The sequence below is a fragment of the Trinickia sp. Z7 genome, from assembly GCF_056498045.1.
Window position 1 is genome coordinate 15,907 of the sequence record NZ_JAUEQW010000010.1, and the last position, 17,283, is coordinate 33,189.

Annotated in this window: 13 protein-coding genes and 2 riboswitches; of the genes, 9 read left to right on the forward strand and 4 right to left on the reverse strand. The window is 66.0% G+C overall.

Annotated elements, in window-relative coordinates:
• Window positions 1–19: 19 nt before the first annotated feature.
• The gene (gene xylF / locus QQS38_RS17420; RefSeq protein WP_479646610.1) at window positions 20–1,048 is read right to left on the reverse strand and encodes a D-xylose ABC transporter substrate-binding protein; all 1,029 of its coding nucleotides are present in this window, start codon (window positions 1,046–1,048) and stop codon (window positions 20–22) included.
• Window positions 1,049–1,472: 424 nt separating this feature from the next.
• Between xylF and QQS38_RS17425 the strand changes: the two genes are divergently transcribed.
• Both QQS38_RS17425 and QQS38_RS17430 read left to right on the forward strand, forming a co-directional pair.
• A complete protein-coding gene (locus QQS38_RS17425; RefSeq protein WP_479646611.1) occupies window positions 1,473–2,687 on the forward strand; it encodes a XylR family transcriptional regulator in 1,215 nt (404 codons plus the stop codon).
• Between the two features lie 54 nt (window positions 2,688–2,741).
• Window positions 2,742–3,797 carry an aldose epimerase family protein gene (locus QQS38_RS17430; RefSeq protein ID WP_479646612.1) on the forward strand — a complete coding sequence of 352 codons (1,056 nt, stop codon included), beginning with the start codon at window positions 2,742–2,744 and terminating at the stop codon, window positions 3,795–3,797.
• Between the two features lie 117 nt (window positions 3,798–3,914).
• Here the strand turns inward: QQS38_RS17430 and QQS38_RS17435 are convergent, their stop codons facing one another.
• Window positions 3,915–4,583: a hypothetical protein gene (locus QQS38_RS17435; RefSeq protein WP_479646613.1), complete on the reverse strand. Its 669-nt coding sequence runs from the start codon at window positions 4,581–4,583 to the stop codon at window positions 3,915–3,917.
• Between the two features lie 224 nt (window positions 4,584–4,807).
• Window positions 4,808–4,913, forward strand: a riboswitch (glycine riboswitch).
• Window positions 4,914–4,933: 20 nt separating this feature from the next.
• Window positions 4,934–5,098, forward strand: a riboswitch (glycine riboswitch).
• A 100-nt stretch (window positions 5,099–5,198) separates the two neighbouring features.
• Between QQS38_RS17435 and gcvT the strand changes: the two genes are divergently transcribed.
• From gcvT to QQS38_RS17460, 5 genes are all read left to right on the forward strand, one after another.
• Window positions 5,199–6,317 carry a glycine cleavage system aminomethyltransferase GcvT gene (gene gcvT / locus QQS38_RS17440; protein ID WP_479646614.1) on the forward strand — a complete coding sequence of 373 codons (1,119 nt, stop codon included), beginning with the start codon at window positions 5,199–5,201 and terminating at the stop codon, window positions 6,315–6,317.
• Between the two features lie 72 nt (window positions 6,318–6,389).
• Window positions 6,390–6,770 carry a glycine cleavage system protein GcvH gene (gene gcvH / locus QQS38_RS17445; protein ID WP_479646615.1) on the forward strand — a complete coding sequence of 127 codons (381 nt, stop codon included), beginning with the start codon at window positions 6,390–6,392 and terminating at the stop codon, window positions 6,768–6,770.
• 77 nt (window positions 6,771–6,847) lie between these two features.
• A complete protein-coding gene (gene gcvP / locus QQS38_RS17450) occupies window positions 6,848–9,805 on the forward strand; it encodes an aminomethyl-transferring glycine dehydrogenase (RefSeq protein ID WP_479646616.1) in 2,958 nt (985 codons plus the stop codon).
• Between the two features lie 103 nt (window positions 9,806–9,908).
• A complete protein-coding gene (locus QQS38_RS17455) occupies window positions 9,909–11,015 on the forward strand; it encodes an alginate lyase family protein (RefSeq protein ID WP_479646617.1) in 1,107 nt (368 codons plus the stop codon).
• Between the two features lie 185 nt (window positions 11,016–11,200).
• Window positions 11,201–12,589 carry an L-serine ammonia-lyase gene (locus tag QQS38_RS17460; protein WP_479646618.1) on the forward strand — a complete coding sequence of 463 codons (1,389 nt, stop codon included), beginning with the start codon at window positions 11,201–11,203 and terminating at the stop codon, window positions 12,587–12,589.
• A 40-nt stretch (window positions 12,590–12,629) separates the two neighbouring features.
• On the opposite strand, the gene QQS38_RS17465 is transcribed toward QQS38_RS17460, so the two are convergent.
• Window positions 12,630–12,896 carry a hypothetical protein gene (locus QQS38_RS17465; RefSeq protein WP_479646619.1) on the reverse strand — a complete coding sequence of 89 codons (267 nt, stop codon included), beginning with the start codon at window positions 12,894–12,896 and terminating at the stop codon, window positions 12,630–12,632.
• Window positions 12,890–13,345: a hypothetical protein gene (locus tag QQS38_RS17470; protein ID WP_479646620.1), complete on the reverse strand. Its 456-nt coding sequence runs from the start codon at window positions 13,343–13,345 to the stop codon at window positions 12,890–12,892. The genes QQS38_RS17465 and QQS38_RS17470 overlap by 7 nt, the downstream gene beginning before the upstream one ends.
• Window positions 13,346–13,596: 251 nt before the next feature.
• Between QQS38_RS17470 and QQS38_RS17475 the strand changes: the two genes are divergently transcribed.
• Together QQS38_RS17475 and QQS38_RS17480 are read left to right on the forward strand one after the other, a co-directional pair.
• Entirely contained in the window at window positions 13,597–15,303 is a 1,707-nt protein-coding gene (locus QQS38_RS17475; protein ID WP_479646621.1) for a thiamine pyrophosphate-binding protein, read from the forward strand.
• A gap of 192 nt (window positions 15,304–15,495) precedes the next feature.
• A complete protein-coding gene (locus QQS38_RS17480) occupies window positions 15,496–17,223 on the forward strand; it encodes a tetratricopeptide repeat protein (protein ID WP_479646622.1) in 1,728 nt (575 codons plus the stop codon).
• Window positions 17,224–17,283 lie beyond the last annotated feature (60 nt).

The following is a 17,283-nucleotide window of genomic DNA, read 5'->3' on the forward strand; positions in this document are numbered from 1 at the left end:
CGCGCGATCGCATCGGGCGTTATTGGCTCGAGAGCTGCGCTTGCGTGTAGAAGCCGTCCTTCACGACCACATCGACGTTCTTCTTGGTGAGCACCGTCGGCTGCAGCAAGATGGTGTCGACCTTCTTCTTGCCGTTGTCGTACTGTGCGTTGAACTGCGGCTTCTGGCCCTTGGCGAGATCGACCGATAGTTGGGCCGCTTTGCTGGCGATCAGCTTGATCGGCTTGTAGACGGTCATCGTCTGGGTCCCGGCTATGACGCGTTTGACGGCGGCGAGATCGGCGTCCTGGCCGGAGATGGGCACTTTGCCCGCGAGCTTTTGCGCGGCGAGCGCCTGGATCGCGCCGCCGGCCGTGCCGTCGTTGGAGGCAACGATCGCATCGATCTTGTTGCCGTTGGCGGTGAGCGCGTCTTCGACGATGCGCAGCGCCGTGGCCGCGCTCCATTCGGGCACCCACTGCTCGCCGACCACCTTGATGTCGCCGCGATCGATGGCAGGCTTGAGGACCTTCAACTGGCCTTCGCGCAGCATCTTGGCGTTGTTGTCGGTCGGCGCGCCGCCGAGCAGGAAGTAGTTGCCCTTGGGCTGCGCATCGTAGACGCCCTTGGCTTGCAGTTCACCCACTTTTTCGTTGTCGAACGAGATGTAGGCGTCGACGTCGGCATCGAGAATCAGGCGGTCGTACGACACGACCTTGATACCGGCCTTCTTGGCCTCGGCCACGACATTGCCGAGCGTCTTCGAATTGAACGGCACGATGACGATCACGTCGACGCCGCGCGAAATCAAGTTCTCGATCTGCGAGATTTGCCGCTCTTCGCTCGCGTCGGCCGATTGCACCGAGACGGTCGCGCCGAGCTTCTGCGCGGCGGCGACGAAGTAATCGCGGTCGCGCGACCAGCGTTCGACGCGCAGATCGTCGATGCAAAACCCGATGACGGGATGATCCTTACTCGCGTGTGCGAGCGGTGCGGCCAGCGTGATGCTCGCGAGGACCGCGCCTGCGACGAGCGAACCTAAGATGGACCGACGCTTTGCGAATGCCATGTCTCCACTCCATTTTTGTATATTGGGCGTCGCCTGCTTTGCCGATTCGGGTAGCCGTGCGCGCGGCGACTCGCGCGAGCGCAGGCCGATGCCTGCGCTGGCCGGCCGGCGCGCCGTTCTTCGAGCGGCGGCCGGTTATCGGAGTGCGGCCATGGTGCCAGCGGGGCCGCGCCGGCCACAATTGCGAAATTGCTCAGCGGCGCTAACGTTTCTTGCCGGTGCGCGAGCCGTTTCCCGCAGGCCGCGGCATTCCCGCCTAGAATCGCGGGTAGCGTTCCAGCTCGGGCACGTGCCGGCCGGACAAGGCAGCCGGGGCGGGCTGCCCCGCAAGCCGCGGCGCCATCGGCGAGCGAGCGCGATCCATAGGAGACGACTTCATGCGCGAGCGCGAACGCGCTGCAGCACCGATAGCCGGGCTCGAGCGATGACCAAACCGGCGCTGCAGCAAAAGGCGCATCGTATTGCGCTGCTGTTCAATGCGAACAAGGTCTACGACCGCGAGATCATCGCGGGCGTCGGCCAATATCTGCTTTCCACGCGCGTGGGCTGGAATCTCTTTCTCGAAGAAGACTTCCGCTGCCGCCTCGCCGGCATCGAACGTTTCGATGGCGACGGCATCATCGCGGACTTCGACGACCCCGCCGTCTGCGATGCGCTCGCGCGCTGCCCGCTGCCCGTCGTGGCCGTCGGTTCGTCGTTCGAGGATCCTTCGCACTATCCGTCCGGCGTGCCTTATATCGCGACCGACAATCTGAAGCTCGTTTCGCTCGCCTACACCCATTTGATCGAGGCGGGACTCAGGCATTTCGCGCTCTACAGCCTGCCGCCCGCGAACGAGCACCGCTGGGCCCGCCAGCGCGAGCTGGCGTTCGCGCGGCTGCGCGAGGCGGACGGGCGCACGCCCGAGCAGATCGATGCGGAGATCTATCGCGGGCTATCGACGAGCGCTCCAACCTGGAATCAAGCGATCGAGCAATTGACGCAGTGGCTCGACGCGCTGCCCAAGCCCGTGGGCGTGATTGCCGTGACCGACGCGCGGGCGCGGCATCTGTTGCAAGCGTGCTTGATCGCGGGTATTCCCGTGCCCGAGGACGTGGCCATCATCGGCATCGACAACGATCCGCTCACGCGCACGCTCACGCGCATCCCCTTGTCCTCGGTCATCCAAGGCACCGAGGAAATGGGCCGCACGGCAGCGCATTTGCTGCACCAGATGCTGCACGGCGCGCGTTTCCCGGGGCGCACGATTCTCGTGCCGCCGGTCGGCATCAACGTGCTCGATTCGACGAAGCATCAGCCGCTTGCAAGCCCCTACGTCGCGCGGGCGCGGCATTTCATTCGGCAGTACGCGTGCCAAGGCATCCGCACCGATCAGGTGGCCGATTACGTGGGCGTGTCGCGCTCCTCGCTCGAAGAGCATTTCCGGCGCGAGTTGCAGTGCACCGTTCATCAAGAAATACTGCGGCAAAAGCTCGATGCGGCCAAGGCGCTGCTCGTCAAGCGCGACGTGTCGAGCAGCGACGTGGCCGTGCGTTGCGGCTTCAAATCGGTGCAGTATCTGCACGCGGTGTTTCGCCGGGAGCTCGGCTGCACGCCGCGCGAATATCAGTTGCGCGCGAGTGCGCAAGAGACAGCCTGAACGGAGCCCGCGAGGCGCCGTTTTCCACCCGACATTCAAACCTTACATGTCCCTATGATGAGCACTGCCAAGTTGTCGCACGAACCGTGGGGCGCATTGCCCGACGGACAAACCGTCGATCTTTTCACGTTGCGAAACGCGCATGGCATGCGCGTGTCCATCAGCGAACTGGGCGGCGCGATCGTCTCCTGGCATGCTCCGGACCGCGCGGGCCGGCTCGGCGACATCATGCTCGGGCACGATACGCCCGCCGATTACTGGGCCGCGACCTCGTACATGGGCGCGCTGGTCGGGCGCTGGGCCAATCGCATCGCCCGCGCGCGCTTCACGCTCGACGGCATCGAGCACAACGTCGATCGCAACGAGGGCGAGAACTCGCTGCATGGCGGCGCAACGGGCTTTCATCGCGCGCTGTGGCAAGCGCGCGCAGACGAGGACGCGCTCGTGCTGACGCTCGATTCGGAAGAAGGCGACGCGGGGTTTCCCGGGAACGTGCGCGTCGAAGTGCGCTATACGCTCGACGATGACGGCGAATTGACGATCGACTATCGCGCGAGCACCGATGCCGCCACGCCGCTGAATCTGACCAGCCACGGCTACTTCAATCTGGCCGCGCAGGCGGGCGCCGATATCAAGGGCCACGTGCTGTCGATCGATGCCGATGCATTTTTCGAAGTGGACGCGGGTTTGATTCCGGTGAGGCAGACGGCCGTTGCCGGCAAGGCCTTCGACTTTCGCGAGGCCGCGCCGATCGGCGCGCGGCTCGAATGGCCGCATGAGCAACTGTCGCTCGCACGCGGGTTCGATCATTGCTATGTCCTGCGCGGGTCGCAGCCGGCGCTGCGCGAGGTCGCGCGGCTTTATGAACCGACGAGCGGGCGTGTGATGACGGTATCGACCGATCAGCGCGGCTTGCAGTTCTACTCGGGCAATTATTTGGAAGGCGTGCGCGGACGCAACGGAACGACGTACGGCGCGCACGCGGGGCTTTGCCTCGAAGCGGGCGGCTTTCCCAATCAGATCAACATGGCGGACCGCGAAGACGTCATCTCCCGCCCGGACAAGCCGTATCGGCAGATCACGAAGTATCGCGTCGGCGTGCTCGTCTAGCGGCGCCCGGAACCGGATGCGGCGCAGGCGGGCCGCGCCCCGCCCGTCGCTTGGCGCCGGGCGCTGTCTCAACGCACTATCTGCGCTATCGCAGCGTCATATCGGCGCTCATTGGCTCTATGACACGCGCATGTATCGACACACTTCGTGCTCGGCGCGAATGCCGGGGTGCTCGCGCGTGGCTTGCCACAGGGGCGAGGTGCCGATGCTGCCGTGCTGCGCGTAGTGGCCGCGCGCCAAGGCGATGCGGTGCGCCTCGGCGCTCGTCCAGCGGGCGAAGTTGAGCACGGTGGCTTCATCGGTGGAGGCAAAGAAGTTTGCCGAAATCAAGCCGTCGGGCGGCTCGGCGTCGCCATTGAGCGCGAGCAGGACGCGGTCGATCCAACTCGTTTGAATCACGGGGTTGGGTTTTTCGAGCGGCTGGCGCACGAGCACCAGACACTCGCCCGGGCCGCTGCGTCCCGAGGTCCAGGCGCCCGCGGGCGTAGCCACGTCGACCCATGCCGGCGTGGCCTCGCCGCGCAGCGGCTCGATTGCATGGGCGATGGCGTCGACGATGGTGCGCTCGGCCGCCTCGAAGCGGTTCACGCGCCATGCAGCGACGAACAGCAGGGCATGGGCATCGACGTCGCGGAAAACATCGGCGAGAGTGCCCGTGGGCACCGCGCGCGAACGTTCGACAAGCGGCTCCATCGCGCGCTCGAGCGCGTCGCTGGAGGCGAACTGCACCCGGCCCGCGGCCAACAGGCGAATGTCGGGGTCGGTGCAGCAGAAACGGTTCGACATGGAGTTCCTCCTCGGTATTGCTGCCGGCGCGATGGACTGCGTCACGCTTCGTTAGACGAGCGCAGGCGCGCTGCTATTCCCGTCGAGGTCAACCTATGGACGCGTGCGGCGCGCACGTAGTTCATCGCGCATAAGACTAAGTTAGCGCTTCTTGGTCGAAGCTGCAGGATCGCCGCTTCGCAAGCGCGGTCATTTGACAACACCCTTACGCTCGCGTAAATTTCGCGCACGCGTCGGGAGAGCGTGTTCGCGGCAGGGTTTTCACCCGCTGGGACGCCGCCGAAGGGGCACACCCGCAAACTCTCAGGCAAAAGGACCGACCGCGTCGAAGGGCTCGCGCAGTGCGCGGCTTTTCGCACTCTGGAGAGAGGCGGTAGCTCGCAACGGCGCGGCGGCACGATTCGAACGCCGCCCCTGCGATCAAGCCGCCCACCGAAGGGGCGCGCGCAACGCTGAACAACGCAAATCGTTTTCGGCGGCGCAATCTCTCAGGTATCGAGGACAGAGGGGTCATGCACCGTATAAATCGCGCAGTCCGGCTATCGAGCTGTGCGCGCGAATCGGCCGGCATGGCCCTTTTTGTTTTCGCTAATACCTTTGCGCGCCGAGGCCCCGATGACCGAACTCAAACGTACCCCGCTCAACGCCGTTCACCGCGCCCTCAATGCGCGCATGGTCGATTTCGGCGGCTGGGACATGCCCGTCAATTACGGCTCGCAGATCGACGAACACCGTGCCGTGCGCGGTGACGCGGGCATGTTCGACGTGTCGCACATGCGCGTCGTCGATTTCACCGGGGCGCTCGCTCGCGCGTTCTTCGAATATGCGCTCGCCAACAACGTCGGCAAGCTGCAGACGCCGGGCCGCGCACTGTATTCGTGCATGCTGAACGAGCGCGGCGGCGTGATCGACGATCTCATCGTCTACTTTTTCTCCGACGAATGCTTCCGGGTCGTGGTCAACGCCGGCACCGCGGAAAAAGACATCGCATGGTTCAATCGTTTGAACGCCGAGCGCGGCTTCGGTGTGACGATCACTCCGCGCAGCGATTTCGCGATCGTCGCCGTGCAGGGGCCGAACGCGCGCGCCAAGGTGTGGCAAGTCCTGCCGTCGGCGCGCGGCGCGACCGAGCCGCTCAAGCCGTTCAACGCGGCGCGCGTGAGCGACGCCGCTTTCGGCGATCTGACGATCGCCCGCACGGGCTATACGGGCGAAGACGGATTCGAAATCATCGTGCCGGCGCAGAAGGTCGCCGCCCTTTGGCAGGCGCTGCAAGCGGCGGGCGTGCGCCCGTGCGGGCTGGGCGCGCGCGACACGCTGCGGCTCGAAGCCGGCATGAATCTGTACGGCCAAGACATGGATGAAGAGGTTTCTCCGCTCGATGCCGGCCTCGCTTGGACCGTGGATCTGACCGCGCCGCGAGCGTTCGTGGGCCGGGCCGCGCTCGAGCAAAACGGCGCGCGCAGCGATTTCGTCGGCCTAATTTTGCAAAAGGAAGACGGCAAGGCCGGCGGTGTGCTGCGCGCGCATCAGACCGTGGTGACGCCGCTCGGCGAAGGCGAAATCACGAGCGGCACGTTCTCGCCGTCGATGCAGGAATCGATCGCCTTTGCGCGCGTGCCCAAAGGCGTCAAGCCGGGCGATCTCGTGCAGGTTCAGATTCGGGGCAAAGCGCTGCCCGCAAGCGTGGTAAAACTGCCGTTCGTGCGCAACGGCAAAGTGCTGGCCGCCTAGCCCGCCTTGCGCGCGTTTTTCGGTCCTTACGCTTTCAATTCAACGCATGTCCTATTTCATCAGGAGCAACACATGAGCAACGTCCCGGCCGATCTGAAATACACCGATGAACACGAGTGGGTCAGAACCGAAGCCGACGGCACGGTGACGGTGGGCATCACCGATCACGCGCAAGAGACGCTCGGCGACATCGTCTTCCTCGAACTGCCGGCAGTCGGCAAGAGCTTCACGGCCGGTGACGCCGTGGGCGTCGTCGAATCGGTCAAGGCAGCTTCCGACATCTATGCGCCGGTCTCGGGCGAGATCGTGGCCGTCAACGAAGCGCTCGTCGACACGCCCGATGCAGTCAACCAAGACGCCTACGCGAGCTGGCTGTTCAAGGTCAAGCTCGGCGCCGGCGCCGCGCTCGACAAGTTGCTCGACGCCGACGGCTATCAGAAGCTCGTAGGCTAACCCTTTCTTTCGTTTTTGCCGCGCGGCGCATCCGGCGTGCTCGACGCCGGAGCGCCGCGCCCCAGCCCCGCCCTATCATGAAGCTCGAACACCCGGATCGTCTGATGAACCGCACCCCTCTCTCGCTCGCCGCGCTCGAAGTGCATGACGCCTTCGCCGAGCGGCACATCGGTCCGGACAGCGCGGACCAGCGCACGATGCTGGAGGCGCTCGGTTTCGAATCGCGCGCCGCGCTGATCGATGCGGTGATCCCGCGCGCGATCCGCCGCACCGATGCGCTGCCGCTCGGGCCTTTCGCCGAGCCGCGCAGCGAGGCCGAGGCGCTTGCCATGCTGCGGCAGCTCGCGGACAAAAACGAGGTGTTCCGCTCCTTCATCGGGCAAGGTTACTACAACACGCACACGCCGGCCGTCATTCTTCGCAACGTGCTGGAAAATCCGGCGTGGTACACGGCCTACACGCCGTATCAACCCGAAATCTCGCAAGGCCGGCTCGAAGCGCTCCTGAACTTCCAGCAGATGATCGGCGACTTGACGGGCCTCGAGATCGCGAATGCGTCGCTGCTCGACGAGGCGACGGCCGCGGCCGAAGCGATGACGCTCCTGCAACGCGTCGGCAAAGCCAAATCGAACCTGTTCTACGTGGCCGACGACGTGCTGCCGCAAACGATCGAAGTGGTGCGTACGCGCGCGGAGCCGATCGGCATCGAAGTGCAAGTGGGACCGGCGCACGAGGCGGCCGCCGCGAACGCGTTCGGCGTCCTGCTTCAATACCCGGGCGCGGGCGGCGACGTGCGCGACTACCGCGCGTTGACCGAGGCCGTGCATGCGGCGGGCGGCCATGTCGTGGTGGCGGCCGATCTGCTCGCGCTGACCCTTTTGACGCCGCCGGGCGAATGGGGCGCGGACGTTGCCGTCGGCACCTCGCAGCGCTTCGGCGTGCCCGTCGGGTTCGGCGGCCCCCATGCCGCGTACATGGCGGTGCGCGACACGTTCAAGCGCCAAATGCCAGGCCGGCTCGTCGGCGTGACGGTCGATGCCCAGGGCAAAAGCGCGCTGCGCCTTGCGCTGCAGACGCGCGAGCAACATATTCGCCGCGAGAAGGCCACCTCGAACGTATGCACGGCGCAAGCGCTGCTCGCGATCATGGCGAGCATGTATGCCGTCTACCACGGCCCGCAAGGGCTCAAGACGATCGCGCAGCGCGTGCATCGCATTGCGAGCCTGCTCGCCGCGGGCGTGAAGCAGCTCGGCTATGCGCTCGTGAACGACACCTTTTTCGACACGCTGACGATCGAAACCGGCGCGCGCACGGCCGCCGTCCATGACGCGGCCAAGCGCATGCGCATCAATCTGCGCCGCGTGAGCGACACGCGCGTGGGCGTATCGATAGACGAAACGACCAAGCGAGCCGATTTGACCGATCTTTTGAGCGTGTTCGCGAACGCGGCCGGCGCGATCGACGTGCCGCACGTAGACGTGCTCGACACGGCGCTCACGCGCGCGCAGGAGGAAGGGCGCGCGAGCGAGGCGGCCGCGCTTCCGCCAACCCTCGCCCGCACGAGCGCGTATCTGACGCACCACGTGTTCAACCGTCACCACTCGGAAACGGAGATGCTGCGCTATCTGCGCAGCCTGGCCGACAAGGATCTCGCACTCGATCGTTCGATGATCCCGCTCGGCTCGTGCACGATGAAGCTGAACGCGACTTCCGAGATGCTGCCCGTCACGTGGCCCGAGTTTTCGCAGATCCATCCGTTCGCGCCGGCCGAGCAGACGATCGGCTACCGCGAGATGATCGACCAACTCGAGCAGATGCTGGTCGCCGCGACGGGCTATGCGGCCGTTTCGCTGCAGCCCAATGCCGGCTCGCAAGGCGAGTACGCCGGCCTGCTCATCATCCACGCATATCACGCTTCGCGCGGCGAAGGCCATCGCGACGTCTGCTTGATTCCGGCGTCGGCCCACGGCACGAACCCGGCGTCGGCGCACATGGCGGGCATGAAGGTGGTCGTGGTGGGGTGCGACGAGCAGGGCAACGTCGACATTGCGGATCTCAAGGCGAAGGCGGCCGAGCATGCGGCCAACCTGGCGGCGATCATGATCACGTACCCGTCGACGCACGGCGTATTCGAGCAGAACGTGCGCGAAATCTGCGAGATCGTGCATGCGCACGGCGGCCAAGTGTATGTCGATGGCGCCAATATGAACGCGATGGTCGGGCTTACGGCGCCGGGGCAGTTCGGCGGCGACGTCTCGCATTTGAATTTGCACAAGACGTTCTGCATTCCGCATGGCGGCGGCGGCCCCGGCGTCGGCCCCGTGGCGGTCGGCGCGCACTTGGCGCAGTTTCTGCCCAATCAGATTTCGTCGGGCTATCGCCGCGCCGAGAGCGGCATCGGCGCCGTATCGGCTGCGCCCTATGGTTCGGCCTCGATTCTGCCGATCTCGTGGATGTACATCGCGATGATGGGCGCGAAGAATTTGACGGCGGCGACCGAAGTCGCGATTTTGAATGCCAACTATGTCGCCAAGCGCCTCGCACCGCACTTTCCCGTGCTTTACGCAGGCCCGGGCGGACTCGTCGCGCACGAATGCATTCTCGATCTGCGCCCGATCAAGGAGACGAGCGGCATCACCGTCGACGACGTGGCCAAGCGTTTGGCCGATTACGGCTTCCATGCGCCGACGATGAGCTTCCCGGTGCCGGGCACGCTGATGGTCGAGCCGACCGAATCCGAATCGAAGGAAGAGCTCGATCGCTTCATCGGGGCGATGATCGCGATTCGCGAGGAGATCCGGGCGGTGGAGGAAGGGCGGGTGGACCGCGAGGACAATCCGCTCAAGCACGCGCCGCATACGGCGGCCGTCGTGACGGCCGATGAATGGCCGCATGCCTATTCGCGTGAAGTGGCGGCCTATCCGCTGCCGTCCTTGGTGGCGCGCAAGTATTGGCCGCCGGTGGGCCGTGCGGACAACGCTTATGGGGATCGCAATTTGTTCTGTTCCTGCGTGCCGGTGGCCGACTACGCGTAACGGCGCGAACCGTGCGCATGCCCGCTTCGTGCGGGCGCGCGTCGTTCGTCGTCAATACGGGCTACCATCTGTCTCCGAAATCAAGCCAACGAAGGAGCGACGGATGGGGCAAGCGGCCGACACCAAATTGACATCGCGGGCATCGCGCGCGGCGTGCCTGTTCGCCTGCGCGGCGGTGTTCGTTCCCGTCGGCTCGTCCTGGGCGGCGATGAACCTGTGCGCGGCTCCCGCCATGCAAACGAGCGAGCGCACGAGCGCCGCGCCCATTGCCCAAGGGCTCGTCAAACGCGTGGCGGCGCGCTTGAACGATCAGCCCAAGCCGCTCGCACGGCTGCACACGGAAGGGACCTTGCCGCACGAAGGCATCTACGACGAGAGCCTCGCGGCGGAGCAAGATCTGGCGCTCATGCGCGACGCGGCGCTCGTTTGGCGGGCGACTGGCGACGAGCGGTATCTGCGCCTCGTCGATCGTTTCCTGTACGCTTGGGCGACGACCTATCAGCCGAGCTTCGACCCGATCGACGAGACGCATTTCGACGCGATGATCCTCGCCTACGACATGACGGCGAGCGCGCTGCCGGTCAAAACGCGCAACGCGGCCTCCGCGTTCATCGCCAAGCTCGCGAACGGCTATGTCGAGCGCGTCGATGCGCAGCCGCGTCCGCTCGCGGGTACGTACCGCAACAACTGGGAGAGCCACCGCGTGAAGCTCCTCGCGATGGCGGCTTTTACGCTCGACGACCGCAAGCTCATCAACGCGGCGCAGCGGTTGTTCGTCGAGCAGATCGGCGCGAACATTGCGCCCGACGGCGGCACGGTCGACTTCACCGAGCGCGATGCGCTGCATTACGTGACGTACGATTTAGAACCGCTCGTGATCGCGGCGCTCGCGGCGCGGCGTCACAACCGCAACTGGCTCGTGCTGCGCGCGCAAAACGGCGCGACGCTCCAACTGGCGCTCGATTGGCTCATGCCGTATGCGCTTGGAGAGAAGACGCACGAAGAGTTCGTGCATTCGAGCGTGGCATTCGATGCGAAGCGCCGCGAGGCCGGCGTGCCGGGCTACTCGGGGCAATGGGACCCAAAAGATGGGGCCGAGCTGTTCCATCTGGCCGCCCGCCTTTCGGGCCGCTATACGGGCGTCGCGCTGCGGCTCGCGCCCACGCCGCCGGCTTGGCTTGCCGTGTGCCTGCCCCTACCGGCGCGATAACGCCTTAGGGGGCCTGATGCGGCGCAGGCTCGCGCGTTGCGTACGACCGCAGTAGCGGCAATGGCGCCGGCAACGGCAACGGCAACGGCAACGGCAACGGTGGACGCAGGGCGGAGCCTTCATCAGCAGCAACGGCGCGCGCTAGCCGCGTGCGCCCCTTCGAACAATTACCTTGTGGAGCAGCAATGGCAGTCAGCGTCTTCGATTTATTCAAGATCGGCATCGGCCCCTCGAGCTCGCATACGGTTGGGCCCATGCGCGCGGCCCTGCTGTTCGTCCAAGGGCTCGAGCGCGACGCTTTGCTCGAGCGCACTGCAGCGGTCAAGGTCGATCTCCACGGGTCGCTCGGTGCAACGGGCAAAGGGCACGGCACCGATCGCGGCGTCATCCTCGGGTTGATGGGCGAGGCGCCCGATACCGTCGACGCATCGACGATCGCGGCTCGGCTGGACGTCGTGCAGAAGTCGCGACGGCTTACGCTGCTGGGCAAGCACGAGATCGCGTTCACGCCGAAGGAGCAGATCGCTTTCTACCGACAGGCGCTGCCCGAGCATCCGAACGGCTTGAAGCTGCGGGCGAGCGACGCGGCAGGCGAGGTGCTGCGCGAGGCGACCTACCTCTCGGTGGGCGGCGGCTTCGTCGTCACCGCCGGCGCACCCAACACCAAGGTGCTGCAAGCGGCAGACCAGCGGGCGCATCCGTTCAGCACCGGCAACGAATTGCTGGCGCTGTGCGCATCGACGGGTAAATCGATCGCCCAACTCATGTGGGACAACGAACGCGTCTGGCATACCGAGGAAGAAACGCGCGCCGGTTTGCTAAAGATTTGGGATGTGATGCAGTCGTGCGTTGCGCGTGGCTGCGGGATCGGCAATCCGGACGCCGACGGCACGCTGCCGGGGCCGTTTCAAGTCAAGCGCCGTGCGCCGCAGCTCTATCGCACGCTATCGAGCAACCCGGAGCAGGGGCTGCGCGACCCGCTTTCGATGGTCGATTGGATCAACCTCTACGCCATCGCCGTCAACGAAGAGAATGCGGTAGGCGGAAGGGTGGTTACCGCGCCCACCAACGGCGCCGCGGGCATCATTCCGGCCGTGCTGCACTACTACACGCGCTTCGTGCCGGGGGCGAACGAGCAGGGCGTCATCGATTTTCTGATGACGGCGGCCGCGATCGGCATTCTCTATAAGCTGAACGCATCGATCTCGGGCGCGGAAGTGGGCTGCCAAGGCGAAGTGGGCGTGGCCTGCTCGATGGCGGCCGGCGCGCTGGCCGCCGTCATGGGCGGCACGCCGCGGCAAGTCGAGAACGCGGCCGAGATCGGCATGGAGCATAACCTCGGCCTGACCTGCGACCCGGTGGGCGGCATGGTGCAGATTCCCTGCATCGAGCGCAACGCCATGGCGGCGGTCAAAGCCGTCAATGCGGCGCGCATGGCGCTGCGCGGCGATGGCAGTCACTATGTGTCGCTCGATTCGGTGATCAAGACCATGCGCGAGACAGGCGCCGACATGAAGACCAAGTACAAGGAAACGTCGCGCGGCGGGCTGGCCGTGAACATCGTCGAGTGCTGAAAGCCCGTGCGCCGGCGCCAAGACGCATGGCCCAGCGCCGCTACGCGACGAACGACAGACGAATCGAATGCTCGCGCGCAAATTCGCGGATGTGACGCTCCTCGGCGTACCACGGCAGCCCTAGGAAGGAAGAGCGGATTTCCGAGCGCGTAATCACCATGGCGGCGATATCGCGATCGAAGCGAATATCGGTGTGCGCCTGAAATTCGATGTAGTTGACCTTGTACCCCGTGGTGTCGGGCGGCAGGCAAAAGCGCGAGCCGCGCTGCCGCTCGCCGCTCGCATACAGGTAGATTTGCGTCAGCATGCGGGCGGTGCAGTACAGCGGCGCCTTCGAGCTGAAAGTAGGTGGCGACCGCATCGTGCAGCCTTTCGTGCCCGCCCCGAGTAATCGGCGAATTCCATCTCCACTTTGTTTCGGCACGAGCGGGCGTTGACGACATCGGGGTTGTGCGACGGCTTTTGCGATCGGTCGAACATATTGAGCACGCGCGCCGGTTCCTTCCCGTTGCCGAACCAAGTACCCGCATTGAAATTGATCGTGGGCCGCCCTTCTTCGAGGATCCCGAGCCTGCGCGTTTCGAAAAAGCGGCGTGCTTGCTCGATCGAGCCGTGCGGCCTGCAGATTTTCATGAAGCGCTCGAATGCCAGATCGGTCACGTCCAGGCGACGGTCGGCAAGGCTGCGCAGACCGAGCACGGTGTTGCGGGCCAAGCGCGCGAGCGCGGCATCGGCTTCGAAGTCATCGACTCGCATCGGTCGTCTCCGCGGTTTGAATGGCTTCGACTGTATCGTCGCCGCGCCGTCCCCCGCAGTGGAAAAGCCGCAGAATCGCGCCTGCGGTGTGGCGCGACATCCGGCCGCAGGGCCGCGGCTGTGCGCATTTTTCGGCAGTGACAGTCCGGCCGGCGCAGGCGTAAGCTGTCGGCGCCGTCTCTCGCAACGCGCTTTGCCCCGTTCCCACTTCCTTCGAACAACATCACCAGATAGTCAGGAGGTTGCCGCACATGTCGAATGCCGCCGATACCACCAACGTGACCGGAGCGCGATTGCTCGTCGACGCGCTCATCACGCATGGAGTCGACCGTGTTTTCAGCGTCCCCGGCGAGAGCTTTCTCGCCGTGCTCGACGCGCTCCACGATGAAACGGAACGCATTCGCACGTTTGTCTGCCGCCACGAGGCCGGGGCGGCGAATATGGCCGAGGCGACGGGCAAGCTCACGGGGCGGCCCGGCGTTGCGCTCGTCACGCGCGGGCCCGGCGCGACGCATGCCTCGATCGGTGTGCACACCGCGTTTCAAGATTCGACGCCGATGATTTTGCTGATCGGCCAGTGCGCGCGCGAGCATCTGGACCGGGAGGCGTTTCAAGAGATCGACTATCGGCGCATGTTCGGGCAGATGGCGAAATGGGTCGCGCAAATCGACGATGCACGGCGCATCCCCGAATATCTGAGCCATGCGTTCCATACGGCCTGCGCGGGGCGTCCGGGGCCGGTCGTGCTCGCGCTGCCCGAGGATATGTTGTCCGACCCTTGCCCGCGCGTGCCGGCTGCGCCGCCGTTCAAGCGCATCGCCGCCTCGCCCTCGCATGCGCAAATCGAAGCGCTGCGCGCATTGCTCGAACGCGCGCAGCGGCCGATGCTCATTGCCGGCGGCAGCGGCTGGAATGCGCAGGCGTGCGCCGATTTGCGGCGCTTCGTCGAAACCTGGCAACTGCCGATCGGCTGCGCGTTCCGCTATCAAGACACGATCGACAACGATCATCCGAACTACGCCGGCGATGTCGGCCTAGGCATCAATCCCGCGCTCGCGCAGCGCATTCGCGATGCGGACTTGCTGCTCGTCGTCGGTCCCCGGTTGGGCGAGGCGACGACAGGCGGCTACACGCTGCTCGACATTCCGAAGACGAAGCAAACGCTCGTGCACGTTCATCAAGGCGCCGAAGAACTCGGGCGCGTGTACGCAGCCGATCTGCCGATCGTCTCCGGCATGCCCGAGATCGCGGCCATGCTCGCGGCGCTAGAACCGAGCGGCGCGCCGGCGTGGGCGGGCGCGGCGCAGCAGGCCCACGCGGCCTACCTGGAGTGGCGCGCGCCGAGGCCGATGCTCGGCGACGTGCAATTGGGCGAGATCATGGGGCAACTGCGGGCACGGCTGCCGGCCGACGCCATCGTCACGAACGGCGCCGGCAATTACGCGATCTGGCTCCATCGGCACTTCGCCTATCGGCAGTGGCGCACGCAGGTCGCGCCGACGAGCGGCTCGATGGGCTACGGCGTGCCTGCGGCGATTGCGGCGAAGGCGCTTCATCCCGAGCGCACCGTGGTGGCGCTCGCCGGCGACGGCTGCTTCATGATGGCGTCGCAAGAACTCGCCACGGCGATGCAGTATGGTCTGAACGTCATCTTCGTCGTCGTCAACAACGCCCATTACGGCACGATTCGCATGCATCAAGAGCGGCACTATCCGGGGCGCACGCACGGGACCGGTCTCACCAACCCCGACTTTGCCGCGTTCGCGCGTTCGTTCGGCGCCCATGGGGAAACCGTCGAACATACGGCCGATTTCCTGCCTGCGTTCGATCGCTGCGTGGCGAGCGGATTGCCCGCGCTCATCGAGATCCGCGTGCCCCAAGAAGTGAGCACCCCCGCCGCGACGCTCTCCGATATCCGCGAGCAAGCTCGGCGCGCGCGCACGAGCGCCGGGGGATAGTCGCCGCCGTTCGCGTTTTCGTGCTGGGGGCTCTCTGCTCCCTGCTGCGTGAGCGGGCCGATGCGCCTATGCTGGCAGTAAGCGGCGCACCGCGCCGCGGGCGACCGCCCGCGGGCGTGCGCTGGCCAACTTACAGCCGCGCCAGGACCGTCCCTCATATAGCTGACGGCCACCCGGCACAAGAAGGCGAGTATGACGAATCGGCGCGCGCATCGATGGCTTGCCAGCCTAGCGATGGCGCAGGCGGCGTTGAGCGCGGCGGCTGCGGACACGGCCTCGCCGCCGCCGGTTTGCGTGCCCGCGCTGGCGGCCAACGACGTCGAGCACGGGTTTCGTTTCGAGCGCGGTTGCGATGTCGCGCCGGGGCGGTTGGCGCGCTTCGCGCTCGACGCCGAGCGGGCCGCGCGCCGTGCCCGTCTGTCGGGCCGTGAGCGGGCCGCTTTCGCTCAGGCTGCCGGTCTCATGTTTGCCGTCGCGTCTCAGGCGTTCGAGCGCGTAGCGCCGTTGGTCCTGACGCTCGCGGCTCAAGGCGCGGGCAAGCCCGACTTCGATTTCGTCGCGCTCGCGCGCAAATGGGTTGCCCGTTATGACCTGCTGCAGCGGCAGATGCGCGTGATCTGGACCGACGATCCGCTCGAGCCGCAAGTGCACGCCGCAGTTGCCGCGCTCGACCTCGATACTGCTGCGGCGCTGCTGTCGGCGCAGCTCATCGAGCCGGGGGCGCCCGTCGAGCTGACCGCCTCGCGCAGTTTCGAAGCAGGTCTCGTCGAATGGCTGCGATTTTCGGCGAAGCGATCCCTCACCTTCATGCGCTTTGCGCACGCCATGCGGCCGGGCGATGCCGATATGGCCGAGCTCTATGGCGATTTGCTCGAAGAGATGAAATTGCCCGAGCAAGCGCAGCCCGTGGTGGAGGCCCTTGCCTTGCGCTATCGGGCGCTGGCGCAGGACAAGCCCGACAGATGGCGGCCCCGTTACGCGCGTGAATTGGCTCGGCTCGGCCGTCTGTACGTGGAGTTGGCGCTGCCGCAGGACGCCGAGATGGCCTATCTGCGCGCACTCGGCGTGACCTGGAGCCTGGCGCGCGAGCGGCCGGAGCGTTATGGGCCGGAGGTCGGTGCGTTGCTAGAGGCGCTCGGCGCGCTTTATCGCGACGCCGACCGGCCTGCCGACGCGATCGACCTCTACCGCGAGGCGCTCAAGCTCGAGCGAGCGCTGGTGCAATACGATGCGGCGGCCTATAGCGCGGGTTTGGCGACGACGCTCAACGATCTCGGCGTCTTATACGCGACGCTGCACCGCACGGACGACGCGCAGCACGCCTATGCCGAGGCGCTCGTTTTGCAACGTGCGCTCGTGCGCGAGAACGCGCTCGCGCATCGCGCCGCGCTCGCGCGCACGCTGAACAACCTGGGCAACCTCTACAGCGATGGCGGGCGCCTGAACGACGCCGAGCAAGCTTATGGCGAAGCGCTCTCGATTCGCCGGCAACTGGCGCGCGAGAGCCCGTCGGGGGACGGGCCGGACATGGCGCGCACGCTGACGAACTTGGGGGTGCTCTACCGGAAGCAAGGCCGGGCGTTGCAAGCCGAGCAGGCTTACCGCGAAGCGCTGCGCACGCTGCGACCGCTCGAGCGCGCCGCCCCGGGGACATTCAGCGCCGACCAGGCGCGCGTGCTGAACAATCTTGGGGTGCTCCTCAGCAAGTCGCACCGCCCTTCGGAAGCAGAAGGCGCGTACCGGCGGGCCGCGGCGCTCTATGCCGGGCTCGCAAAGAAGCAACCGGGCGCCTATCGCGGCGACTATGCGCGCGTGTTGGGAAACTTGGCGAAGCTTTACGCGCAGATGGGCAGAAGGCGCGAGGCGGAAACCGCGCAGGAAGCGGCGAGCCAATTGCGCAGCGCCGAGCACGCGCCATAGCCGTGGCTAGCCGTGGCGCGGCGAAAGCGAGCTTACGCGATGGGCGCCGGCAGTTCGTGC